Below are 23,671 nucleotides of genomic sequence, written 5' to 3' on the forward strand. Positions count from 1 at the left end.
AGGACGGAGTGGTCGTGACCGCGTCGAACATCACCTCAACCGAACGCAACACCGCATCAGCCACGGGGGGTGACCAGGCGGTCGCCCAACGCACCTACGTGCTCGACACCTCGGTGTTGCTGTCCGACCCCCAGGCGCTCTTCCGGTTCGCCGAACACGACGTCGTTCTGCCCGTCGTCGTCGTCAGCGAGCTCGAGGGCAAACGTCACGACCCCGAGCTGGGGTACTTCGCCCGCCAGGCCCTCCGCCTGCTCGACGACCTCAGGGTGAAACACGACCGACTCGACTTCCCCGTGGCGGTCGGCGACGGGGGGTCGCTGCGCGTCGAGCTCAACCACTCGAACATGTCCGTGCTGCCCTCGGGCCTGCAGCTGAACGACGCCGACTCGCGCATCCTGGCGGTCGCCTCCAACCTGGCCGCCGACGGGCTCGCCGTCACGGTGGTCTCGAAAGACCTGCCGTTGCGGGTCAAGGCCGCCTCCATCGGCCTGGCGGCCGAAGAGTACCGGGCCGAGCAGGTCGTCGACAGCGGTTACACGGGGCAGACCTCGATCGACGTCTCGAGCGAGCAGATGGCCTCGTTCTACGAGACCGAGAGACTGTCGAGCCGGGCTCTGGGCGACGTGCCCGTGAACACCGGCGTGGTCGTGCACTCCGAGCGAGGGTCGGCACTCGCACGCGTCGTCGCGCGGGGCGAGGCGCGCCTCGTCCGCGGCGACCGTGACGTGTTCGGGCTGCACGGTCGCTCTGCCGAGCAGCGGCTGGCCATCGACCTGCTGCTCGACCACGAGGTCGGCATCGTGTCGCTCGGCGGCAGTGCGGGCACCGGCAAGTCGGCACTGGCGCTCTGCGCGGGGCTCGAGGCCGTGCTCGAGAAGCAGCAGCACAAGAAGATCATGGTGTTCCGGCCGCTCTACGCCGTCGGCGGTCAAGACCTCGGGTTCCTGCCCGGTGACGCCGGCGAGAAGATGAACCCCTGGGCGCAGGCCGTCTTCGACACCCTGGGGGCGATCGTGTCGCAGAACGTCCTCGACGAGGTCGTCGAGCGGGGCATCCTCGAGGTGCTGCCGTTGACGCACATCCGCGGTCGGTCGCTGCACGACGCGTTCGTCATCGTCGACGAGGCCCAGTCGCTCGAGCGCAACGTCCTCTTGACCGTGCTCAGCCGCATCGGCCAGAACTCGCGCGTCGTGCTGACCCACGACGTGGCCCAGCGCGACAACCTGCGCGTCGGTCGTCACGACGGGGTCGCCTCGGTCATCGAGACGCTGAAGGGCCACCCGCTCTTCGGCCACGTGACCCTGACCCGCTCCGAGCGGTCGGCCATCGCGGCACTCGTCACCGAGATGCTCGAGTCGAACGACCTGGCCTAGCCGATGCCGCAGGAGGCGCGGGTCACCTGGCCCGCGCCTCCTGCGTGCGGACGGCCTGGAGGCGCGGGTTGCCCGGCCCGCGCCTCCTGCGTGTCCGCCGGAAGCGTGGGTTGCCCGGGCCGCGCCTCCTGCGTGTCCGACGGAAGAACGGGCTGCCCGGCCCGCGCCTCCTGTGTGCGCTCCCTGTTGTTCTGCGTCGGCGTTGGTGTCGGTCCCGGCGTCTGCAGGGCCCGCCGCGCCTGGCCCACGCGTCCCTGCACCATCCGACCGCTGCCCGCTGCCCGCTGACCGCTGCCTGCTGACCGCTGGCTCGCTGCCTGCTGACCGCTGGCTCGCTGCCCGAGGCTCGCTGACAGCTGACAGCTGACAGCTGACAGCTGACAGCTGACCGCTGCCCGAGGCTCGCGCGCCCCCACGGCCCACCTGTCCGCTGACCGACCCGGCGTCGTCGGCAACTCAGGAGATCGGCACGCTCGCGGCGTCGACCGCCCGATGACGCCGTCTTTCTCCTGACTTTCCGACGTCGGGACGAGCTCGAGGCCGGGATGACATCAGTGCTCGACGCGCCCTCGCAGCGAGGTTTCGACGACAGCACGCACGAGACGGTCGGAGTCCGATGCGCCGACAAGTCAGGAGATCGACCTCGTCCGTGGATGCAGGCGCCCCCCGAGGAGGGCGATCTCCTGATTTGCCGGCAGTGACACGAACACGAACAGGGGCAGGGGCGGGCGCAGGGGCGGGCGCAGGTGGGGCGGGCGTGGCGACGGCGGGTGCATCAAGGCGACAGTGGGTCCGGGGTCGGGGAAGCCGCCGCGAGTTCGGGGTCGGGGCCGCTGCTGCGAGTCCTGGGTCGGGGCGGCTGCCGCGGGAGCGGCCGGCACCCGTCACGACTCGTCCTCAGGCCGCGGAGGGGCGCTGTTCTCCACGAAGCGTCGGTACGGGCCCCGGAGGAGGTGCGGGTCGAGTCATCGTGTCGACATGCAGCAGATCGCCACCCACGTCCGACAGGCAGGCGGAGTCCTGCACAAACGCGATCTGGTCGCCCTCGGGGCCACCGACCGGATGCTGACCGCAGCCGTGCGGTCGGCGCACCTGCACCGCCCGCGGCGGGGTTGGTACACGACGTTCCCGCCCGGTGACGCCCGGCACGAGGCCGTGCGCATCGGAGGGAGGTTGACCGGGGCGGCACTCCTGGCACTTCTCGGGGCCTGGATGTGGTCGGTGCCGCCGGTCACCGTCGTCGTGGCTCCGACGGCGTCCCGGTTGCGGCCGCGGCGCGGAGCCAGCGTGCTCTGGCGGGCGGACGGGCTCGTGCCGCCGCGTCCGCTGGACGGACCGGCGTCCCCACTCGACGGCGACGACGAGCACGCCGGGGAGGACGCGATGCGGTCGGCCTGGGCGGTGCCCCTCCGCACGGCCCTCGTCGACGCCGTCGTGGCGGCGCCGCTCGACGAGGCCGTGGCGCTCCTCGACTGGGCCCTCGCGACCGGGCACTTCTCGATGCCCGGTCTGCACGCCGCCTTCGCTGCGGCGCCCTCGGACGTCCGAGGCATCGTCGAATGGGTGGACCCCCGATGCGAGAGCTTCATCGAGAGCGTGGTGCGCGTGACCTTCGCCCGCCTGGGGCATCACGTCGACAGTCAGGTGCGGGTCGGCCCGGGGGACCGCCGTCGCATCGACCTCGTCGTCGACGGCGTCGTCGCACTCGAGCTCGACGGTCGCAGCTGGCATGGTGACACGTTCGACGCCGACCGGATGAAAGACCTCGCGATCACGATCCGGGGCCGAACGGCCCTCCGGGCGAGCTACGAGATGGTGCGCGATCATCGGCCGCTCCTCGTCGCCGCCGTCCGAACCGTGCTCGACGAGGCGAGACGTCCCCGGAGGCGCGTGCTGGTTTTCCGCGGACAGGTCCACCATCCTGGCGTCCGCCGTGCACGCGGGCGACGTCCGTGGCACCTCGTCCGACCGACCAGGGTGACGTCGTCTCGTGCGGTCTCGACTGCCGTCGGCAAGACGTCGACGATCGGAGAGGTCCGTGGGCCTGTCGAGCGACCGTTCCGGGCGCCTGAGGCCCCGTGAGCGTGACGGGCGAGCCGGGCACGCCGGGCGGGGAGTCCGGGACGAGCGGGGAGTCCGGGACGAGCGGGGCGTCCGAGACGGGCCGCTCGTCTGGGACGAGCGGGGCGTCCGAGCCAGGCCGGGCGTCCGGGACGGGCAAGGTGTCCTGGACGGGCAAGGCGTCCGAGACGGGCGAGGCGGCATCCGTCGACGCAGCGGTGCGAGCACGGCACGGGGCGCCCCCGAGCGTCGGCCACGTGACCGAGCACGACCAGGCCCGCGAAGCCCTGATCGTCATCGGGCTGACGGCGTCGGCCGTCGTGGCGTGCAGCGTGACTGCGGGTGGCGGCGGCCCGCTCCACATGGACGCCGACCTGATTCCGCATCCGGCCGCGGCGACGCTCATGGGGTGCTTCGGTGTCGCCGCCGTGACGCCGGCGCTGGTCCGGATCGACGTCGGGCAGCGCCGTCTTCCGAACGTCCTGGTCGGCGTCGTCGCCGTGGCGTGGGTAGCGTCGATCGTCGTGTCGCTGGCCGTAGGCGACGTCGGCCTGGCCGTCAGGAGCATCGGCTTCGTGGCCGTCACGGCGCTGGCTGGGGTCGTCATGGCGCTCGCCGGGGGCATGGGCATGGGCGACGTCAAGCTCGGGGCCTTGCTGACCGGCCTCGTCTCGCCGTGGGGCGGCATCGCCCTGCTCGGTCTGTGGGGACTCGCAGGGGCGTCGGGCGTGGTGTCGGCCATGGCCAGGACGGTGCGAATCAGGTTGCGTCGCCCGCAGCCGGGTGCTGAACCGACCTCGGTCGCCGCGGGGGTGCCCTTCGGGCCGTGCCTGCTCGGGGCCTACTGGGCGGTGGTCGTCGCTCGTCCGGTGCTGGCGACGCTCGTCGGTGGCTCGACACCGTCCTGAGACCTGCCAGGCGACGAGTCCTGAAGCCGAGCAGGCGACGCCGCGGGGTGGGCCGAGCCCGCCGTGGCTCGGTGCTGGCGGCCGGATCGGGACTGGCGACCGGTCGGAGCTGGCCACCGGCTCGGGGTCGGAGACCAGATCGGAGCTGGCGTCTGCATCGGAGCTGGTCACCGTCTCGGGGCTGACGACCAGGTCGGAGTCTTCGACGGCGTCGAGCCGAGCCGGGGCGGCCGCGTTTCCGGCCAGGTGACGACCTGGCGATGGACTTGGTCAGCTGGGGCGACGAGGAGGCGCGCGTCCGTCAGCAACGGATTTGCGCCTCCTCGAGGGCCCCCGAAGCGATGCATCGGGTGGATCGCGAGCGCGCGACCCAGGTCGGCCGGTGAGGCTGACTCAGCCGGGGTGGGTCATGCTGAGCACGTCGAGCGCGGTGTCGAGCTGCTCGTCGGTGACCTCGCCCCGTTCGACGAACCCGAGGTCGACGACGGCCTCGCGGACGGTCAGCTTCTGGGCGACGGCGTGCTTGGCGACCTTCGCCGCGGCTTCGTAACCGATGACCCGGTTCAGGGGCGTGACGATCGACGGTGAGGATTCGGCCAGGGCACGGGCGTGCTCGACGTTGGCCTCGAGCCCGTCGACGGTCTTGTCGGCCAGGGCGCGTGTGGCGTTGGAGAGCAGGCGGATCGACTCGAGCAACGCCGTGCCCATGACGGGGATCGCGACGTTGAGCTCGAAGGCGCCGGACGCACCAGCCCAGGCGATGGTCGCGTCGTTGCCGATGACGCGGGCCGAGACCATCAGCACGGCCTCGGGGATGACCGGGTTGACCTTGCCCGGCATGATCGACGAGCCCGGCTGCAGGTCGGGGATGTGCAGCTCGCCGAGGCCCGTGTTGGGGCCGGAGCCCATCCACCGGATGTCGTTGTTGATCTTGGTCAGGCTGACGGCGAGCACCCTCAGGGCCCCCGAGGCTTCGACGAGCCCGTCACGCGCCCCCTGGGCCTCGAAGTGGTCGAGCGCCTCGGTCACCGGCAGGCCGCTGTCGTCGGCGAGGGCGGCGATCACCCGCTGCGGGAAGCCGAGGGGCGTGTTGATGCCGGTGCCCGTGGCCGTTCCGCCGAGGGGGACTTCGGCGACCCGGGGCAGGGCGCTCTGCACCCGCTCGATGCCGAGGCGGATCTGGCGGGCGTAGCCGCCGAACTCTTGACCCAGGGTGACCGGGGTCGCGTCCATCAGGTGCGTCCGGCCGGCCTTGACGACGTCCGACCAGGCGGATGCCTTGGCCTCGAGGGCGGCGGCCAGGTGGTCGAGGGCAGGCACGAGGTCGTGCAGCAGGGCCCCGGTGACGGCGACGTGGACCGACGTCGGGAACACGTCGTTCGACGACTGCGAGGCGTTGACGTGGTCGTTCGGGTGGACCGCGACCCCGTCGACCGTGCCGGCCAGCGTGGCGAGCACCTCGTTCATGTTCATGTTGGACGACGTGCCGCTGCCGGTCTGGTAGACGTCGACCGGGAACTGGTCGTGGTGGCTGCCGCCGATGATCTGGTCGGCGGCCGAGACGATCGCGTCGGCGATCGGCTGCCCGATGATGCCCATCTCACCGTTGACGACGGCCGCCGCCCGCTTGATGCGGGCCAGCGCGACGATCTGGGCCGGCTCGAGCCCGGCCCCGCTGATCGGGAAGTTCTCGACGGCACGCTGCGTCTGGGCGCGGTACAGAGCCGACGCGGGCACGCGCACCTCGCCCATGGTGTCGTGCTCGATGCGGTAGTCGGTCTCGGATGTGGTCACGACGTCGTGGTCCTTTCCTCGGGCCCTGCCGGGCTGCTGCGCCCGTCGAGGGCGCGGGGCGTCGGAGCGTGCGCCCCGACTCGGTTCAGAGTCGGCCGACGACGACCGAACGGTCGACCCGCCCGTTGGCGAGGTCGTAGTTCGCGCCGACCACGGCCAACCTACCGTCCTCGACGGCGGACGAGATGAGGGCCGACCGCTCGACGAGCGTTCGCACCGAGGCCTCGATGTGCAGTTGCCCCACGGCGCGCGGATCGAGGTCGGCGCCGTTCTCGAGGTCGAGCTGAGCGCGTTCGACCGACGGCATGATCATGTCGATCAGGCCGCCGAGGAACGCCGACCCCGGGGCGGCATCGGAGGCCATGGAATCGATGGCCGTGGCGACGGCACCGCAGCTGTCGTGGCCGAGCACGACGATCAAGGGCACGTGCAGCACCGAGACGGCGTACTCGAGCGAGGCGATGACCGTGTCGCCGACCACCTGCCCGGCGTTGCGCACGACGAAGAGGTCGCCGAGGCCGACGTCGAAGATGATCTCGGCCGCGAGGCGGGAGTCGGCGCACCCGAACAAGGCGGCGACGGGCTCTTGACCGGCAGCGAGCGACGAGCGGCGATCGCTGTCTTGATGGGGATGACGGGGGGCGCCGTCGACGAAGCGGTGGTTGCCCTCGACCATGCGGTTCCAGGCGGTGCCTGGGGCCGAGCCGTCGACGGAGCCGGAGGTGGGGGCCGAGGTGGAGGGGACGGTCGCGGCCGGGGTGTCGGCTGCCGAGTCGTGTCGGGTCACGTCACTCGCTTTCTTGACTGGCGATCTGCTGGGCCAGCGAGGTGGCCAGGACGTCGAACTCGGCGTCGTCCGCCGTGCCGTAGAGCACGTACGAGCTGCGGCCGACGGTGGTGGTCAGGGCGTAGGCGTAGTTGCCCGGGTCGTCGGCGTCGCGTCGGTCGTAGACGTCCCAGGTGAGGCCGGCGATCGATCGCGTGGACGTCGCCGCCGCGTTCTGCACCTGCAGGCTGACCCAGGTCGGGTTGGCGTCGATGCCCTGCTCGAGCCCGATGAACTGCTGGTCGGGCGTGATGAGCCCGACGTACCAGGTCGGCACGTCGTCTCGGGTCGACGAGCGCACCTCGGCCGCGTTCGACGTCCAGCCGCTGGGCAGGGGAGGCGCGGCGAGGGGGGCGTCGACGCTCGCCTGCGCCTGCGACGCCACCTGGACGTAGTCGATCTCTTGCCGGTTGACGGTGCCGTTCGGACGGACGACCACGAGCACGAGGAAGAGCACGATGCCGAGCGAGGCGACGATCGACAGGGTCAGGTTGATCGCGGTCTGGTTCGCGTAGTGCTTGCGGGTGTTCTCGGCCTTGCGGGCGGCGGTCTCGTCGGGCGTCTCGGGCCTGCCGAGTTCGGCCACGACCCGGGGCTCGCGGGGACGACGTGCCCCGCGGGTGCCGCCGCCTGAGGGATCGGAGGGGGTGGTCATTCGGCCGGCGCCTGACGACGTGCCGCCTCGAGCCGCTCACGCGCGCCCATCAGCCACTCTTCACACCGGCGGGCGAGGGCCTCGCCGCGTTCCCACAGCGCGAGCGACCGCTCGAGGGTCGACGCACCCTGTTCGAGCTCGGACACGACGGACACCAGCTCGTCACGGGCCTGCTCGTAACTGAGCGAGGCGACGTCGGGCGGGGTGCTGGTCGAGGTGCTGTCCACGGGACGATCCTAACGACGGGCGCTGACAGAGGTCGCCGCAGAACTGGCGGCCGGGAACGGATCGGACGGGGCGGAGCCTGGGGAGGAGGCGCCGGTGCTGACGGCGCCCACCGCGCCTCCGTCGGTGGTCACCAGCAGACGGGTCTCGGCCGGCGCCTCGTCGGGCGAGCGCAGCACGCTGCCCGACGGGAGCTGGACGATCGCGTAACCGCGCCGCAGGGTGCCCTGCGGCGACAATGCGCGCAGCTGGGCCGTGAGCTCTGAGACCCGGGTGTGAGCCCGCTCGACGGCCCGCCCGACGAGTTCTTCGCCACGGGCCACGGCGCGGACGACCTCGTCGGCCCGCACGTCGACCAGGGTCTGCGGAGAGGCAAGGACGGGGCGGCTGCGGATCTGCTCGAGCCGGTCGATCTCGGTGGCGACCAGCGACGTCAGGCGGACGCCGATGCGCGTGCGGGCCTGTTGCACGCGCGACAGTTCTTCGGTGACGTCGGGGACGACCCGCTTGGCCGCGTCGGTCGGCGTCGACGCGCGGAGGTCGGCGACGTCGTCGAGCAACGGCCGGTCGGCCTCGTGGCCGATGGCGCTCACCACGGGGGTGGTGCAGGCCGCGACGGCGCGGACCAGGCCCTCGTCGCTGAAGCCGAGGAGGTTCTGGAAGTCCCCGCCGCCCCGGGCGACGATGATCACGTCGACCTCGTCGTCGGCGTCGAGACGCTGGATCGCCGCCGTGACCTCGCCCACCATGCGGTCGCCCTGCACCGCGGCGTGGACCACGCGGAACGAGACCGACGGCCAGCGCAGCTGGGCGTTGCGCAGCACGTCTTTCTCGGCGTCGCTGTCTTTGCCGGTGACGAGGCCGATGCACCCGGGCAGGAACGGCAGCGCACGTTTGCGATCGGCCGAGAAGAGCCCCTCGGACGTGAGCTGGCGACGGAGCCGTTCGAGTCGTTCGAGGAGGTCGCCCAGGCCCACGTGACGCATGTCGAACACCTGCATCGTGAGGCTGCCGCCCTTGACCCAGTAGTTGGGCTTGACGGCGGCGATGACCCGGTCGCCCTGCTTCAGGTCGGCCGGAACGCGCGACTTGACGCTCGACCAGATGGAGAACGAGACCGTGGCGTCTTGCTCGAGGTCGCGGAGTTTGCCGTAGACGTTGCCCCCCGAGACGTTCCACTGCGTGATCTCGCCCTCGACCCAGGCGGTGCCGAGGCGGTCGATCCAGTCACGCACCTTGCTGGCGAGCAGTCCGACCGGCCACGGGGCCTCGGCGGTGGGCGGTGGGGGAACGATCGTCATGGGGCTCCGTTCGTGGTGGTCGTCGGCGACAGGCGGCGGTGTGCAGGGCCACCGTGGGCCCGGTGGGCCGGGTGATCCACGGCCCGGGCGACCGCTCTCAGTACGCGACCAGTCCGTCGCACCTAGACTCGTCGGGTGAGCCACATCACCAACGGCGCCCTCGCCATCGACCTGCCGACACCGCGTGTTCCTGCGGTGCGGAACAGGCTAAAGGATACCCCCGTCACCGGACGCAAGCGGGTGCTGCTCGCAGCGCCCCGCGGTTACTGCGCAGGCGTCGACCGTGCCGTGATCGCCGTCGAGAAGGCGCTCGAGCACTACGGCGCGCCCGTCTACGTCCGCAAGCAGATCGTGCACAACGTCCACGTCGTGGCGACCCTCGAGAGCCAGGGCGCGATCTTCGTCGACGAGGTCGACGAGGTCCCGCAGGGCTCGCACATCGTCTTCAGTGCCCACGGCGTCTCGCCGGCGGTCGTCAAGGGCGCGGCGGACCGCGAGCTGCAGGCCATCGACGCGACCTGCCCTCTCGTCACGAAGGTGCACCGCGAGGCCGTGCGCTTCGGCAACCAGGGCCGTCACATCATCTTGATCGGCCACGCCGGTCACGAAGAGGTCGAGGGCACGATGGGCCACGCGGCCGATCGCACCACGCTCGTGCAGAACCCCGGCGAGGTCGACGACCTCGTGATCGACGACCCCGAGAACCTCGTCTGGCTGTCGCAGACCACCCTCAGCGTCGACGAGACGATGGAGACCGTGCGCCGCCTCCGCGAACGGTTCCCGAGCATCCAGAACCCCCCGAGCGACGACATCTGCTACGCGACGCAGAACCGCCAGGTGGCCATCAAGAAGGTCGCCCAGGGTGCCGACCTCGTGATCGTCGTCGGGTCGGCGAACAGTTCGAACAGCGTCCGCCTGGTCGAGGTCGCCCTCGAGCACGGCGCCAAGGCTGCCTACCGGGTCGACTACACGAACGAGATCCGTCAAGAGTGGCTCGACGGCGTCGAGACGGTCGGGGTCACCTCGGGTGCCTCCGTGCCCGAGGTCCTCGTCGACGAGGTGCTGGCCGACCTGTCCGACGCCGGCTACGTCGACGTCGAAGAGGTCGTCACGGCCGAAGAAGACCTGATGTTCTCGCTGCCGAAAGAGCTCCGCAAGGACGCGACGGGCCAGGTCGACGCCCGTGGCCTGGGCGGTCGCACCCGATGACCGACGATCGGCCCCGGCCCCGCTACGGCGAGTACGCCCCCGAGGGCTGGGTCAACCCCGTCGCCACCGACGACGCCGCCCAGGAGGCGCGGGTCGCCGAACAGGACGCACGGCCCACGGTCACGGCCGACGCCCGCTCCGGTGACGGGACCCTCACCGCGCCTCCCGCCCTCACCACCGGTCGCCGTGTCGACCGGGTGGCGACGTTCGCCCTGATCGGGCTCGGAGCCTTCGGAGCGATCCAGGCCGTCGCCCGGGCGCCTCGCTACGCCGAGGACCAGCTCGCCCAGTTCGCGCAGTTCGACGCCGACCTGTCGGGGTTCTCGTCGTCGGGTGCCCTGCAGACCTTCGGCGTCGTGATGGCGGTCTTCGCCGTGGCGCTCTTCGCGTTCTCGACCTGGTGGACGCTGCGTCGCCTCCGGGCGGGCCGGCTCGGTTTCGTCGTGCCCCTCGTCGCCGGTGTCGTGTTCAGCCTCGTGCAGGGTTTCGGCGCGGCCGCCGTGTTGATGTCCGACCCGGCCTTCGCCGCGTCCATGCAGAAGATCACCGACAGCTTCTTCTCGTAGTCCGTGCCGCGTCCGCACCACGTCAGCGTGCCCCCACGCACGAGACCCCCGGGCGATCGCCCGGGGGTCTCGTCGTACCTGCAGGAGGCGCGGGTCAGCTGGCCGACTGACCGAACGACCCGAGCTGCTTGGTCGCCTCGACGACACGGGCGGCCATCGCCGTCTCGGCGACCTTGCCCCAGGCGCGGGGGTCGTACTGCTTCTTGTTGCCGACCTCGCCGTCGACCTTGAGGAACCCGTCGTAGTTCTTGAGCACGGTGTCGGCGATGGACCGGCTGAAGGCGTACTGCGTGTCGGTGTCGAGGTTCATCTTGACCACGCCGTTCGAGACGGCCTCGGCGATCTCGGCGTCGGACGACCCCGAGCCGCCGTGGAACACGAGCTCGAGGGGCTTCTCGGCGGTGCCGAACTTCTCGCGGATGCCCTGCTGGATCTCGCCGAGCAGTTCGGGGCGCAGCTTCACGTTGCCGGGCTTGTAGACGCCGTGGACGTTGCCGAAGGTCAGGGCGGCGATGTAGCGACCGTGCTCACCGAGGCCGAGGGCCTCGACGACGCGGGTGACGTCACCGACCGTGGTGTACAGCGCGTCGTTGGTGCCTTCGTGCTGAACGCCGTCTTCTTCGCCGCCGACGACGCCGATCTCGACCTCGAGGATGGCGTTGATGGCCTTGGTGCGCTTCAGCATGTCTTGGGCGATCGAGATGTTCTCGTCGAGGGGAACGGCAGAACCGTCCCACATGTGCGACTGGAACAGCGGGTTGCGACCGGCCCGGACCTCTTCTTCGGAGGCCGCGATGAGGGGGAGGACGAAGCCGTCCAGGGCGTCTTTCGGGCAGTGGTCGGTGTGGAGGGCGACCGTGACGGGGTAGTTCTTGGCGACCTCGGTCGCGAACTTCGCGAACGCGATGGCACCGGCGGCGCGGTTCTTGACCGTGTGGCCGGCGAAGTAGTCGGCGCCGCCGGTGGTCACCTGGATGATGCCGTCGCTACCCGCCTCGGTGAGGCCCTGCAGGACGGAGTTGATCGTCTGCGACGACGACACGTTGACGGCGGGGTAGGCGAAGCCCTTGGTCTTCGCCTTGTCGAGCATCTCTGCGTACTGCTCGGGGGTTGCGACGGGCATGGCATCTCCTTCGATCACGACTGCGGTCTGCTCCGATCAGCCTAGTCAGGGCTCGACGGGCGCGTGCCGTGAGGGCGGGGCCGCCCGGGGGCGGCCCCGCCGTCACGTCAGTCCGTGCCGGGACCGCCCGAGTCCGGAGACCCGGGGGCCGGGACGACCGTGTCGTCCAGTCGACGTCGTCGCCGGGCCATCACGAGGCCGAGAGCGAGCACGGCGAGGGCTGCGGCCACGGCGGCTGCCGGTGCCGCCCCGGTGAAGGCGAGACGCGGGCGGCCGTCGGCGGAGTCGGCTGCCGGGTCGGTGCCCTGGTCGCCGCCTGGCGTCGAACCGCCTTGGACGGGCGGATCGACGGTTTCGCCGGGCGGGTCGACGACCTCCGGGGCCGGCAGGGCGCCGGCGTCGACGTCATCGACGTCGGAGACGCCCACGAGCGCACCGCCGGCGTCGTCGACGCGGGTCAGTTCGGCCTCGGCGTCGCCGTCGGTTCCGGCGTCCGAGTCGCGACTCGGGTCGTCGCCGACGTGCGGAGTCGTCCATCCGCCCTCGACGGCTCCGAAGTCGACGACGTAGTCGCCGGGGCGCAGCGAGTCGAACTGGTAGACCCCGTCGGCGTCGGTGGAGACGGCTCTCGCGACCGGCTCGCCTCGGTCGTCGGACCCGGTCAGTCGGACGGGGTGGTCGGCCAGGCCGGCCTCGTCGTCCTGGCGGACGCCGTCGGAGTTCGCGTCCTGCCACACGATGCGACCGATGCTGCCCCCGACGGCAGTCGTCCGGGCGACGGGGGAGTGCGCGAGCCAGTCGATGCCGCGGGCCCGCATGCCGAAGGACGACGCCCAGACGTCGCCGGCACCGTCCAGCCCGTCGGCGGCCAGGACGAGCTCGTGGCTGACGGCCGTTCCGGCGGGGACGGCTGAACCGCGATCGATGCGGACGGCCGTGACCTCGGCGAGAGCGCCCGGGCAGCCCGTCGACCCGAAGTCGCCCTGCGCACACCAGCGGGTCGAGCCGCCCGGCGCGTTCGAGGCGTCGTCGGGGTCCTCGACGACGGACGTCGGGGGCGTGTTCGTGTACAGGACGGCCTCGGTGTCGTGGACCGTCGCGACCGGCGCGGTGAGGACCGGTCGGACCGTCGCCTCCGTGCCGCGGTCGTCGCCGTCGTGCGGCAGGGTCGTGATGAGCGAGGTGTCGGTCAGGGACTCGGACCCGATGTTCGTGTACGTCAGTCGGAAGGTCGCCTGGTCGCCGACGATGCGCACGTCGTGGTCGACCGTCTCGTCCACGTCGAAGCCGCTGCTGGCCAGGACGTGCACCGCACGGTCGGTCACGCGTCGGTCGGGTGAGGACACGTCGCGCAGCGACTCGATGGTCGCCGAGTTCGTCGCGTCGATCCCCGGCGTCGCCGTCGTGAAGCGGGCCGAGAACGTGAGGGGGGCCAGCGCGTCGTTCACCTCGACGGGATCGAACGACCAGGTCAGGCGCTGGCGAGTCACGCCGTCGACCACGATCTCGTCGATGACGGGCTCCGTCGACGCGGAGCCCGGGACGTAGATCGAACCGACGGGCAGGAGGTCGCGGATCATCAGCTTCTCGGGGACGCGGTCGTCCGATGCGTTGGTCAGGGTGGGATAGAGGGCGTAGGTGAGGGTTCCGCCAGCGGTCACGTACGTCGTCTCGTCGGGGGTGTCGGATGCGTCGTGCCCGGGGTCGACGACGGCACTGGTGATGCGGGCCGCGTTGCTCGTCACGCTGAGGAAGTCGGCCCAGTTGCCGTTCGCGGCGACGGGGTCGCCCGTGTCGTGCGTCCACCGGCTCGCCCGGTCGCGCCGGACGCTGGAGAAGATGCGGAGGCGCGTGTCGTTGGCGAGACGGTCGACGGCGGTCAGGTGCACGTTGAACGTGATGCTCGTGTTGCCGGGGTGGTCGTAGCTCCACCGGACCGCCCCGACGGCCGAGGGCCCTCCGGGGACGTCGCGGGGGTCGTCGTACCAGCCGAGAGCGTCGTCGCAGGTGGCGTCACGTGCGACCTCGGGGTCGGACCCGTCGAAGGCCGCGTACTGGGGGCGGCCCGTGACGCCGGATCGGTTCGACGACGCCCACGTCCCCGGCGTGTTCTCGCGGAGGGTCTGCGTCGTGTTGTCGAACACGGCGCACACCTGCGAACCCGACCACGTCGACAACCCGCGGTTGTTCAGCGACGTGCTGCTCAAGAGGGTCTGCGCGGGGGTGACGTACGGTTCGTCGTACTTGCCCGACATCGTGAACGACGTCATCGTCTCGTCGTTCCAGCCCAGGTAGCGGAGGGAACCGCTCACGCCCGCGCTCTCGAGGATGTTCCGGTCGGCGGAGTTGTCCTCGGTCGGCTCGGATGCCCCGTCGTAGTTGGCCTGCCCGCTGACCGAGGTGGCCGCGAGATCGCGGTAGGTGTTGCGGGTCGTGAGGGACTGACCCAGGGGAGGAGTGGGCACCCACAGGCTGACGTACGCCGAGACGACGTAGGGGGACACGCCACCGGTGATCTGTCCGCCCGAGACGCTCCGGGTCGGGATGGACGACAGGCTCGTGTCGGCTCCCGAGATGGTGATGCCGACGGGCTCGCCCGGAGCGTTCTGGGTGCAGGTGATCGTCCCCGAGTCGACGACGTTGCGCTCGCCTCCGCCGACCCCGCCCGGTGCCGCGGGGATCTGGCCCGTGTTGACCCCGCACGCGGCGTCGGTGTCGGTTGCCAACAGGACGGCGGGGCTCGGCTCGCCGCCGTACATGGCCGAGACGTCGTCGATCAGCGTGATGTCGCCCTGGAGGCCTTCGTAGCCGAGGAGGCCGTCGCCCGGGACGAGCGACTGCCAGTCGATCTGCAGCGGGTAGACGATGCGGAAGCCGGGTGTGGAGCCGTCCGGCCCCGTCGCGGCAGCGAACGACGTGACGGTCCGGTTCATGGAGACGTTGAAGCGTGGCACGGCCGAGACCCTGACGTCGGACACGGGGGCGGTGACGGGGTCTCGATCGGGCGCCTCGAGCTGGAACGTGGGTCGCAGCATGCTGCCCGCGGGGACGTCACGGTCGACGGAGGCGACGATGCTCAGGGTGCGAACGCCGGTCGACAGAGGGGCGAGCGAGCAGCGCAGGGTCTGCCCCGTCACGGCCGAGCCGGGGAGGCACTCGCCGGGGAGCGTCGACCAGGTCAGGCCGTCGGGGGCCGTCGCGATGATCTCGCCCCCGACGGCGTCACCCGTCGTCGTGCCCACGGTGACGCCGTAGACGACGGCGTCGTTCGTCCTGACGATGCCGTTCTGTGGCCCGCTGTCGCCACCGGGTACGTCGTTCGGGGTGAACGGGCCGATGCCGTCGGACGCCAGCCGCACCGACAGGCTCAGGTTGTCGGACGTGGGGGCTTCGGGCGCGGCGTTCGCGGCGTCGACGGCGAGGAGGGAGAGGCTCGCGCTGAGTGCCAGGGCGACGGCCACTGGTCGGCGGAGCCGTGTGTTTGGTTTCATGAGCACCTCTCTTCGTGCATAAATGCACTGTTGGTCATGAAACATATCGCATGACATCCGTCTGGACAACCCCGGGGGCTAAGCTCGTGGACATGGCCGACTCGTCTTCTGGAACCCTGTACGCGCACCCCGACCGCAACCTCGGCATGGAGCTGGTGAGGGCCACCGAAGCTGCGGCGATCCGGTCGGCGCCGTTCATCGGCAAGGGTGACAAGAACGCCGCCGACAAGGCCGCCGTCGACGCGATGCGGAAGTTCCTCGGGACGGTCGCCTTCGACGGCGTCGTCGTGATCGGCGAGGGCGAGAAGGACGAAGCGCCGATGCTCTTCAACGGCGAGCACGTCGGCAACGGCTTCGGCCCGGCCTGCGACATCGCCGTCGACCCGATCGACGGCACGAGCCTCACCGCAGCGGGTCGCATGAACGCCCTCTCGGTCATCGCGGTCAGCGACCGGGGCAGCATGTACGACCCCAGCGCCGTGTTCTACATGGACAAGATCGTCACCGGCCCCGAGGGCAAGGGCATCATCGACCTCGACCGTCCGATCGGTGAGAACATCACCGCCCTGGCGGCGGCCAAGGGCATCGCCGTCGAGGACATGCAGATCGCGGTGCTCGACCGCCCGCGTCACGCCGACCTGATCGCCGAGATCCGGGCCGTGGGCGCCTCGACGCGCCTCCTGCTCGACGGCGACGTCGCAGGCGGCATCAACGCGGCGCGCCCCGACTCGCGCATCGACATGTGCGTCGGCGTCGGCGGCACCCCCGAGGGCATCATCACCGCCTGCGCGGTCAAGGCCCTCGATGGTCTCATCCTCGCCCGTCTGGCACCCAAGGACGACGCCGAACGACAGAAGGCGATCGACGCCGGTCACGACCTCGACCGCGTGCTCGACCAGGACGACCTCGTCACGGGCGACAACGCGTACTTCGTCGCCACCGGCGTCACCGACGGTGCCCTCGTCGCGGGCGTCACGCGCAAGCAGGGCATGATCCGCACGTCGAGCATCGTGCTGCGGTCGCACTCGGGCACCATCCGCCGGGTCGAGGCCGACCACCTCGTCTCGAAGTGGTACGGCGAACAGGCCTGACCCCGACGAGACGACGACGAACGCCCGGCTTCGGCCGGGCGTTCGTCGTCGCGCCGTGAGCAGAGCTCAGCCGGGGTGACCGTCGTGCGGCCGTGACCCCCAGGGTCGCGAACCGAAGAGGCCACGGCCTGGCGCAGCCGTGACCTCAGTCGCCGCGAGCCTCGCCGTCGGCCAACGCCGAGGCCAGTTCGGGGGCGGTGAGTTCGCGAGGGGTCTCGTCGATCGTCGTGGGGCTCGCCAGGACCTTCGACTCGTCGAGCATGGTGAGCCGGCGGGCCGACGGCAGGACCGTCCGTTCGAGCGAGCCGACGAAGCGGTTGTAGTCGGTGACACCCGCCCTCAGCGACCGGCCGAGTTTGTCGACGTGTCCGGCCATGGTCGACAGGCGGCCGTACAACTCGCGGCTGAGGTCGAAGAGCTCTTTCGCCTCGGCGGTGACGACGTCCTGCTGCCAGCTGAACGCCACGGTCTTGAGCACCGACCAGAGGGTCACGGGTGAGGCGAGGGCGACGCGCTTCTGGAAGGCGTAGTCCATCAGCGACGGATCGGCTTCGAGTGCGGACGACACGAGCGACTCGCTCGGGATGAACGCGATCACCAACTCGGGTGACGAGTCGAGCCCGGCCCAGTAGGTCTTGCCCGCCAGGGCGTCGACGTGCGCTCGCAGGGCCTTGACGTGCCGGCGGACGAGCTGATCACGCCGGGCCCCCTCGTCTCCGGTGGCGGACGACGGGATCGCACTGGCTTCGAGGTAGGCCGAGAACGGCACCTTGGCGTCGACCGCGATGTTCTTGCCGCCCGGGAGGTGGACGACCATGTCGGGCCGACCGGACCCGGCGTCCGACGTGACGGAGCTCTGGACGTCGAAGTCGACCCGTTCGATCAGGCCGGCCGCCTGGACGACGTTGCGCAGTTGCGTCTCGCCCCACACGCCGCGTGTGTTGTTCGCCTTCAGTGCCGACGCGAGGGTCTCGGCCGTCCCGCGCAGGCGCTCGCCGGACTCGGCGGTGGCGCGGAGCTGCTCGCTGATGGCGCCGTACTGCCGGGCTCGTTCGGCCTCGAGCTGTGCCACCTTCTGCTGGACGGCGTGCAGGCTCTCGGCCACCGGACTGAGAGCGACGAGCACCTGGCCGTCCGACCGGGCCCTCTCGGCCTCGGCGATGCGGACGTCGCGGAGGCGGTCCTGGAACTCGCGCAGGCGGTCTTCTTGTTGGGCGATCTGCCGCCGGTACTGGTCGTCTTGGGCGTCGAGGCGCTCACGGGCGCCGTCGGCGACGGCGCGGGCGGCAGCCAGGTCGGCGGCCAGTCGGGACGACGTCTCGATCGAACGGGAGCGTGCGACCATCCCGCCCACGAGGGCACCGATGACGAGACCGAGGAAGAGGGCGAGGAACAGGGCCACCGATGACGACATGGGGCGAGTGTGGCAGCGACCACCGACAGCGTGCGTCGCGACCCTGCCCCTCGGGCAGCCCCCAGCGCCGCCCCTCGAGCCGCCCCTGGGGGCGGATCACGTCAGCCGAGAGCCATGGGGCGACGGTCGACCCGGGCGACGCCCGGCACCACGGGCGTGGTGGCGGGTTGCAGCACCTTGACCTTGACGGCGGCGATCGACGCGAGTTCGGCGACGTCGGCTGCGCCGTGGAAGAGGGCCGCGTGGGCGACGATGGCCGCGCACGCCTCGGCGTCGGCGAGGGCGTCGTGGTGCGAGAAGGCGTCGAAGCCCGCGGCGGTCGCGGCGACGGGCAGTCGGTACGAGTCGAGTGAGTAGGTCTTGCGGGCGACCTGCAGGCTGCACAGGTAGGACCACGGGGGAGGGGTGAGCCCGGTCGCCGCGCAGGCGGCCTTGATGACGCCCATGTCGAAGCCCGCGTTGTGCGCGACGAAGACGTCGTCGCCGGCGAAGTCGGCGAGCAGTTCGAACTGCTCGGCCCAGCCGAAGGCGCCGACCACGTCGCTCGCGACGATCCCGTGGATGCGGGTGTTCCACTCCGAGAACTCGTCGTGCCCGGCCGGGGGAGAGATCAACCAGCCGACCTTGTCGACGACGACGCCGTCGCGGACCTTGACGAGGCCGACGGAGCATGCACTGGCGCTGCTCGAGTTCGCGGTCTCGAAGTCGATCGCGGTGAAGTCGATGGGCATTGACTCATGCTCTCACGCGCCTCCGACACCGCCTCCACGGCCGCGGACGCGCACCGTTCCGTCCCCAGGCGACGCGGCCCCGACGGCACGGCTCGACAGGCCCGGTACGCTTGACCCTCGTGGCTCTCACTATCGCGATCGTCGGACTGCCCAACGTCGGCAAGTCCACCCTGTTCAACGCCCTGACCAAGAACCAGGTGCTGGCGGCGAACTATCCGTTCGCGACCATCGAACCCAACGTGGGCATCGTCAACCTGCCCGACCCGCGCCTCCAGGTCTTGGCGGGCCTGTTCGGCAGCGAGAAGACGCTGCCGGCACCGGTGTCGTTCGTCGACATCGCCGGCATCGTCAAGGGCGCGAGCGAGGGCGAGGGGCTCGGCAACAAGTTCTTGGCGAACATCCGCGAGGCCGACGCCATCGCCGAGGTCGTGCGTGGTTTCGACGACCCCGACGTCGTGCACGTCGACGGCAAGGTCGACCCCGAGAGCGACATGGGCACGATCAACACCGAGCTCATCCTCGCCGACCTCGAGACCGTCGAGAAGGCGCTCGTCCGCTACGAGAAAGAGCTGCGCCTGAAACGCGTCGAGCCGATCGTGCACGAGACGGCCGTCGCCGCCAAGGAGGCGCTCGAACGAGGCGAGGCCCTCTCGGCCACCAGCATCGACCTCGAGCCGATCCGCGAACTCGGGTTGCTCACCGCGAAGCCCTTCATCTACGTCTTCAACGTCGACGAGGCCGTGCTGACCGACGAGGCGCGCAAGGCCGAACTGCAGGCCCTCGTCTCGCCGGCCGAGGCGATCTTCCTCGACGCACAGGTCGAGTCCGAGCTGATCGGCCTCGACGACGACGACGCCGCCGAACTGCTCGCCTCGCTCGGGCAGGACGAGTCCGGCCTCGACCAGCTCGCCCGCATCGGCTTCGAGACGCTCGGCCTGCAGACCTACCTGACGGCTGGCCCGAAAGAGACCCGCGCCTGGACGATCGGCAAGGGCTGGAAGGCCCCTCAGGCGGCCGGTGTCATCCACACCGACTTCGAGAAGGGCTTCATCAAGGCCGAGGTCATCTCGTACGACGACCTGGTCGAGACCGGCTCCATCGCCGAGGCTCGCTCGGCAGGCAAGGCCCGCATCGAGGGCAAGGAGTACGTCATGCAGGACGGCGACGTGGTGGAGTTCCGCTTCAACAACTAGGCGTTCTTCGCGGTGTGGACGAGTGCTCTCTGGGCACCTGTGAACTTTTTGTCCGCGGTGCTTCACTGGGTTATGGCCGTCTCGCCGATGTTCCCGCTGGGATCAGTGCTGTTCCCGTTCGTGCCCATCCAGCTGCGTATCTTCGAGCCTCGGTACCTCACGTTGGTCGGCCGCTTGCTCGACGAGGATGAGCCCGAGTTCGGCGTCGTCCTCATCGAGCGCGGATCAGAAGCCGGGGGTGGCGACCAGCGTGCCTCGGTCGGGACGATGGCGCGTCTCGTGAGCGCCGCCGCGGGCGCCGACGACCTGTTCATCGTCGGCCTGGGGACCCGGCGGTTCACGGTCGAACGTTGGGTCGACGAGGATCCGTTCCCGCGGGCCGAGCTCTCGATGCTGCCGGATCTCGAATGGTCCGAGAAGCTCGCACCCCTTCGGGACCAGGCCGAAGCAGCTGTCCGCCGCTTAATCGTTCGCGCCGCGGGGCCCCAGTCGGATGACGACATCGAGCTGTCGGACGATCCAGTCGCAGCCGTCTGGCAACTGGCGGCGATCGCCCCGCTGGGTGATTACGACAGTTACACCCTGTTGAGGTCGACGACCTTGGAGGGTCTCCTGCGTCAACTGATCGATCTGGTCCTCGAGGCCGAGGAGCTCTGGTCCGCCGAGTGAGGCTTGTCACCACCGTTCACCACCTCCGGGGTTCCGCGGCAACTCATGCTGGTCGGCCCAGGTGTTCATGCTTCGCAAGGACATTCACAGGTCATGCTTCGGATGGTCGGAACTCGGTGGAGTTCCGCTTCAACAACTAGTCGGGGTCGCTGGCCGATTTCTCGGGCTTCGTCATGAAGCGACCGGGTGGCGCTCAGCCGATCCGATAGACCAGGCCGTTGCCGGCCTCCGCCTGGCGTGCCGTGAACTCTTGTGCGGCCGCGAGGTAGTGCCCGACGTAGTTGACGTCGCCTCTCAGCCTGTCGTCGAGGCGGCCGCTGGCGATGTAGAGGGCCAGTACGTCAGCCTTGTCGTACCGCGCTATGTGTCTCGCGACGACCTCGACCTGGTTCGGATCGAGCACCTCGTAGTGACATTCGTACCCGTGGATCACGCCCCTCGGATACCGAACGTCGCCTCTCACGAGGTCGAGACCCATCTCGGCCGGTGACTGATTCGGCATGACGAAGAGTCGTTGGAGGTCTCGCCACGACTTGTCGAGGTCGAGCCAGGAACGGGTCCACGACGGATCGTCCCAGGGTGCGTCGGGACAGTGATCGTTCATGTACGCAAGAGGAGCGGCGCGAGCGAGCTCGAGATCCGCGGGTGCTACCGGACAGGCGCTGTATCTGATTCCCATGGAGACGATCCTCGCGACACCACCCTGCTGCTCGTCCCTTGGAACCCGAGGCTGGGGAGAACGGGGCCGACCTGGAACGTGGGGAGGAAACCTCTGGAGGCGATCACCAGCGGCGCCCTCCTTCTCGCGATCTCGACATGAGGCATCCCGTGGCTTGGTGACACCGCTCAGGCGGTGCCGCCGCCGAGCCGCGACAGGAGGCCTGCCGCGAGGGCGGTCCGCTCGACGAGGCCGTCGATCGAGATCCACTCGTGCCGGGCGTGGGCTCCGTCGCCGACGGCCCCCAGGCCGTCCAGGACGGGCAGCCCCAGGGCCGCGGCGAAGTTGCCGTCGCTGGCGCCTCCGACGGAGGTCTCCTCGACGACGAGACCCTGCTCGGCGGCGACCTCCCGGGCGATGGCGAAGAGCGCGGCCGTCCCGGGCCCCCGCGACATGACGGGGCGGTTCCAGCCGCCGTCGACCTCGATGCCGGCGGCCTCCCGGCGAGGTCTCAGGGCCGCGAAGGTGGCGTCCATCCGACGCATCTCGTCGACGTCGGTCACGCGGACGTCGACGAGTGCGCGAGCACTGCCCGCCGTGACGTTCGCCCGCGAACCGCCCGACATCGTGCCCACGTTGACGCTCGTCCCGGCGGCCAGGTCGGCCGAGTCGTGCAGCGCCACGATCACCCGTGCCATCTCGTCGACGGCGCTCACGCCGTTCTCGGGATCGAGTCCGGCATGCCCCTCGACGCCCTCGGTGGTGACCGTGAAGAGACCGACGCCCTTCCGCGCCGTCTTGAGCGCGCCTCCTGCGCTCGCCTCGAACACGAGGACCGCGTCGTGGCCAGCGACTGACGCCTCGATGACGGGACGCGACGCGGGCGAGCCGATCTCTTCGTCGCCGTTCAGGACGAAGCGCACGGCAGGCAGGGGCAGGCCCTGCTCACGGGCGATGGCGAGGGCGTGCGCCACCTGCACGAGGCCGGCCTTCATGTCGAAGGCGCCCGGCCCGGTCAACCGGTCGCCGTCGATCGAGACCGGCCAGTCGACCAGGGTGCCGAGGGGCCAGACCGTGTCGTAGTGGCAGAGCACGGCCACGGCCCCGGACCCACCGTTCACGGCAGCCCAGTCGAGGACGGCGACGTCGCCGTGCGGCGCGCCGTCGACGGCGCGCTCGGCCTCGGGCGCTCCCAGGTGCGCCTCGAGGTACGTGCGCACCCAGGCGAGCCCCTCGTCGAGGGCCGCCCGGTCGTCGGACGGCGTCTCGAGCTGCACGTAGGCGGTGAGATCGTCGACGAGTGCTCGGCGACGCGCCTCGGCCGCCTCGACCAGGGGGTTCACGCGACGGCCAGTCGGTCGAGCTCGTCGAGGTGGTCCTCGCTCATGGTGATGCGCCCCGTCTCGAGTTCGACGATCGACTCGACCAGCCACCGGGTCAAGGGCACGGGCAGGTCGTGACGCTCGGCTGCGGCGAGCACCGGGGCGTACTGCGTCGGCACCTCGGTGCGACGCCCACGGACGGCGATGTCGCGCCAGATGCCCGATCGCTTCTTCGTCTGTCGAGCGAGCCACGCGACGAGTCCGTCGGTGGCAGCGTCGGTCGCGTCAGCGGCGCCGGCATCGCCCGGCGTCGCGGTCAGGTAGGCGTCCGGCGTGAAGGCGTCGAAGCCCTCGAGCGTGACGCCTTCGGCCCGGGCGACCGTCAGCACCTCGCGGACCAGCGCATGCATGCCCGTCCGGTGACGGTCGACGAGGTCGCCCATGTCGTCGTCGGCCAGGGCCGATGCCACGAGCATGGCGCCGAAGCCGAGTTTCGACCAGAGGAAGCCCTGGACGTTGTCGGAGACCACCGGCCGGCCCCAGTGCCGGAGGTCGTCGGCCAGGGTGCGCACGCGCTCGCTCGTGCCTCCGGAGTACTCGCCGAGGGCGATGTCGCCGATGCCCCCGTCCCTGACGACGCCGGGCGCAACGACGTCGGCGAACAGGTCGACGAACGCCGCGACCGTGCGTTCGGCGCCGACGTGCCGGGCGATGGTCGCCTCGTTGAGGCCGTTCTGCATCGAGACCACCCAGCCGTCGGCGGCGAGGCGGGGCGCGATCCACGCGGCGACGCCGTCCGTCGCTTGTGCCTTCACCGCGAGGACGACCGCCCCGAGCTGCCCGGGTGCCTCGTCGGGGGTCGAGATCGGCAGGCGGGCGGTGAGCTCGCCGTCCGGGTGCTCGATCCGCAGGCCGTGCTCGCGGATCGCGGAGACGTGCTCGGGGTCGGTGTCGACCAGGTGGACGTCGACCCCGGCGAGGTGGAGGTGCGCGGCGAGGGTGCCGCCGATCGCTCCGGCGCCGACGACGGTGTAGGTCGGGATCATGTGGTTCTCCGTTCG

Annotated in this window: 20 protein-coding genes; 8 read left to right on the forward strand and 12 right to left on the reverse strand. The window is 70.7% G+C overall.

From position 1 onward, the window contains the following. The first annotated feature begins 29 nt into the window (after positions 1 to 29). The 3 genes from ITJ55_RS10380 (at position 30) to ITJ55_RS10390 (ending at position 4,342) form a co-directional block, all read left to right on the forward strand. On the forward strand, positions 30 to 1,373 hold the full coding sequence (locus ITJ55_RS10380; RefSeq protein ID WP_370544153.1) for a PhoH family protein: 1,344 nt from the start codon (positions 30 to 32) through the stop codon (positions 1,371 to 1,373). 978 nt (positions 1,374 to 2,351) lie between these two features. Continuing rightward, positions 2,352 to 3,455: a hypothetical protein gene (locus tag ITJ55_RS10385; RefSeq protein WP_194595286.1), complete on the forward strand. Its 1,104-nt coding sequence runs from the start codon at positions 2,352 to 2,354 to the stop codon at positions 3,453 to 3,455. 236 nt (positions 3,456 to 3,691) lie between these two features. After that, positions 3,692 to 4,342 carry a hypothetical protein gene (locus ITJ55_RS10390; RefSeq protein WP_194595287.1) on the forward strand — a complete coding sequence of 217 codons (651 nt, stop codon included), beginning with the start codon at positions 3,692 to 3,694 and terminating at the stop codon, positions 4,340 to 4,342. Between the two features lie 393 nt (positions 4,343 to 4,735). Here ITJ55_RS10390 and ITJ55_RS10395 read toward each other — a convergent pair whose 3' ends face one another. The 5 genes from ITJ55_RS10395 to xseA all read right to left on the reverse strand — a co-directional run bounded on the left by ITJ55_RS10395 (position 4,736) and on the right by xseA (position 9,143). Continuing rightward, a complete protein-coding gene (locus ITJ55_RS10395) occupies positions 4,736 to 6,136 on the reverse strand; it encodes a class II fumarate hydratase (RefSeq protein ID WP_370544117.1) in 1,401 nt (466 codons plus the stop codon). A gap of 85 nt (positions 6,137 to 6,221) precedes the next feature. Then, a complete protein-coding gene (locus ITJ55_RS10400) occupies positions 6,222 to 6,812 on the reverse strand; it encodes a carbonic anhydrase (RefSeq protein WP_194595617.1) in 591 nt (196 codons plus the stop codon). Positions 6,813 to 6,924: 112 nt separating this feature from the next. Further along, complete coding sequence (locus tag ITJ55_RS10405) at positions 6,925 to 7,617, reverse strand: DUF4245 domain-containing protein (protein ID WP_194595288.1); 693 nt, start codon at positions 7,615 to 7,617, stop codon at positions 6,925 to 6,927. Continuing rightward, positions 7,614 to 7,844, reverse strand: a complete 231-nt coding sequence (locus ITJ55_RS10410; protein WP_194595289.1) for an exodeoxyribonuclease VII small subunit — start codon at positions 7,842 to 7,844, stop codon at positions 7,614 to 7,616. Before ITJ55_RS10410 ends, ITJ55_RS10405 begins: the two co-directional genes overlap by 4 nt. A 9-nt stretch (positions 7,845 to 7,853) precedes the next feature. Continuing rightward, complete coding sequence (gene xseA, locus ITJ55_RS10415; protein ID WP_194595290.1) at positions 7,854 to 9,143, reverse strand: exodeoxyribonuclease VII large subunit; 1,290 nt, start codon at positions 9,141 to 9,143, stop codon at positions 7,854 to 7,856. Positions 9,144 to 9,278: 135 nt separating this feature from the next. Between xseA and ITJ55_RS10420 the strand changes: the two genes are divergently transcribed. After that, complete coding sequence (locus ITJ55_RS10420) at positions 9,279 to 10,352, forward strand: 4-hydroxy-3-methylbut-2-enyl diphosphate reductase (protein ID WP_194595291.1); 1,074 nt, start codon at positions 9,279 to 9,281, stop codon at positions 10,350 to 10,352. Beyond that, positions 10,349 to 10,918 carry a DUF6264 family protein gene (locus ITJ55_RS10425; RefSeq protein WP_194595292.1) on the forward strand — a complete coding sequence of 190 codons (570 nt, stop codon included), beginning with the start codon at positions 10,349 to 10,351 and terminating at the stop codon, positions 10,916 to 10,918. The genes ITJ55_RS10420 and ITJ55_RS10425 overlap by 4 nt, the downstream gene beginning before the upstream one ends. Before the next feature lie 94 nt (positions 10,919 to 11,012). Here ITJ55_RS10425 and fbaA read toward each other — a convergent pair whose 3' ends face one another. Next, complete coding sequence (gene fbaA, locus ITJ55_RS10430) at positions 11,013 to 12,041, reverse strand: class II fructose-bisphosphate aldolase (RefSeq protein WP_194595293.1); 1,029 nt, start codon at positions 12,039 to 12,041, stop codon at positions 11,013 to 11,015. 107 nt (positions 12,042 to 12,148) lie between these two features. Next, positions 12,149 to 15,532, reverse strand: a complete 3,384-nt coding sequence (locus ITJ55_RS10435) for an SdrD B-like domain-containing protein (RefSeq protein ID WP_194595294.1) — start codon at positions 15,530 to 15,532, stop codon at positions 12,149 to 12,151. A 92-nt stretch (positions 15,533 to 15,624) separates the two neighbouring features. On the opposite strand from ITJ55_RS10435, the gene glpX reads away from it, so the two are divergent. Next, positions 15,625 to 16,623, forward strand: coding sequence for a class II fructose-bisphosphatase (gene glpX / locus ITJ55_RS10440; RefSeq protein WP_056262104.1), 999 nt, complete (start codon positions 15,625 to 15,627; stop codon positions 16,621 to 16,623). 145 nt (positions 16,624 to 16,768) lie between these two features. Here the strand turns inward: glpX and rmuC are convergent, their stop codons facing one another. Continuing rightward, positions 16,769 to 18,037: a DNA recombination protein RmuC gene (gene rmuC / locus ITJ55_RS10445; protein ID WP_194595295.1), complete on the reverse strand. Its 1,269-nt coding sequence runs from the start codon at positions 18,035 to 18,037 to the stop codon at positions 16,769 to 16,771. Between the two features lie 101 nt (positions 18,038 to 18,138). Further along, positions 18,139 to 18,768, reverse strand: a complete 630-nt coding sequence (locus ITJ55_RS10450; RefSeq protein ID WP_194595296.1) for an exonuclease domain-containing protein — start codon at positions 18,766 to 18,768, stop codon at positions 18,139 to 18,141. Between the two features lie 119 nt (positions 18,769 to 18,887). Between ITJ55_RS10450 and ychF the strand changes: the two genes are divergently transcribed. Both ychF and ITJ55_RS10460 read left to right on the forward strand, forming a co-directional pair. Next, positions 18,888 to 19,961: a redox-regulated ATPase YchF gene (gene ychF / locus ITJ55_RS10455; protein WP_194595297.1), complete on the forward strand. Its 1,074-nt coding sequence runs from the start codon at positions 18,888 to 18,890 to the stop codon at positions 19,959 to 19,961. An 87-nt stretch (positions 19,962 to 20,048) separates the two neighbouring features. Further along, a complete protein-coding gene (locus ITJ55_RS10460) occupies positions 20,049 to 20,630 on the forward strand; it encodes an LON peptidase substrate-binding domain-containing protein (RefSeq protein ID WP_194595618.1) in 582 nt (193 codons plus the stop codon). Between the two features lie 193 nt (positions 20,631 to 20,823). On the opposite strand, the gene ITJ55_RS10465 is transcribed toward ITJ55_RS10460, so the two are convergent. From ITJ55_RS10465 to ITJ55_RS16030, 3 genes are all read right to left on the reverse strand, one after another. Further along, positions 20,824 to 21,309, reverse strand: a complete 486-nt coding sequence (locus tag ITJ55_RS10465; RefSeq protein ID WP_194595298.1) for a DUF1877 family protein — start codon at positions 21,307 to 21,309, stop codon at positions 20,824 to 20,826. Positions 21,310 to 21,476: 167 nt separating this feature from the next. Then, a complete protein-coding gene (locus ITJ55_RS16025; protein WP_370544118.1) occupies positions 21,477 to 22,631 on the reverse strand; it encodes a M20 family metallopeptidase in 1,155 nt (384 codons plus the stop codon). After that, complete coding sequence (locus tag ITJ55_RS16030) at positions 22,628 to 23,656, reverse strand: ketopantoate reductase family protein (RefSeq protein WP_228498113.1); 1,029 nt, start codon at positions 23,654 to 23,656, stop codon at positions 22,628 to 22,630. Before ITJ55_RS16030 ends, ITJ55_RS16025 begins: the two co-directional genes overlap by 4 nt. Positions 23,657 to 23,671 lie beyond the last annotated feature (15 nt).

Source organism: Frigoribacterium sp. VKM Ac-1396 (assembly GCF_015350895.1).
In the GTDB taxonomy this organism is placed as follows: domain Bacteria; phylum Actinomycetota; class Actinomycetes; order Actinomycetales; family Microbacteriaceae; genus Frigoribacterium.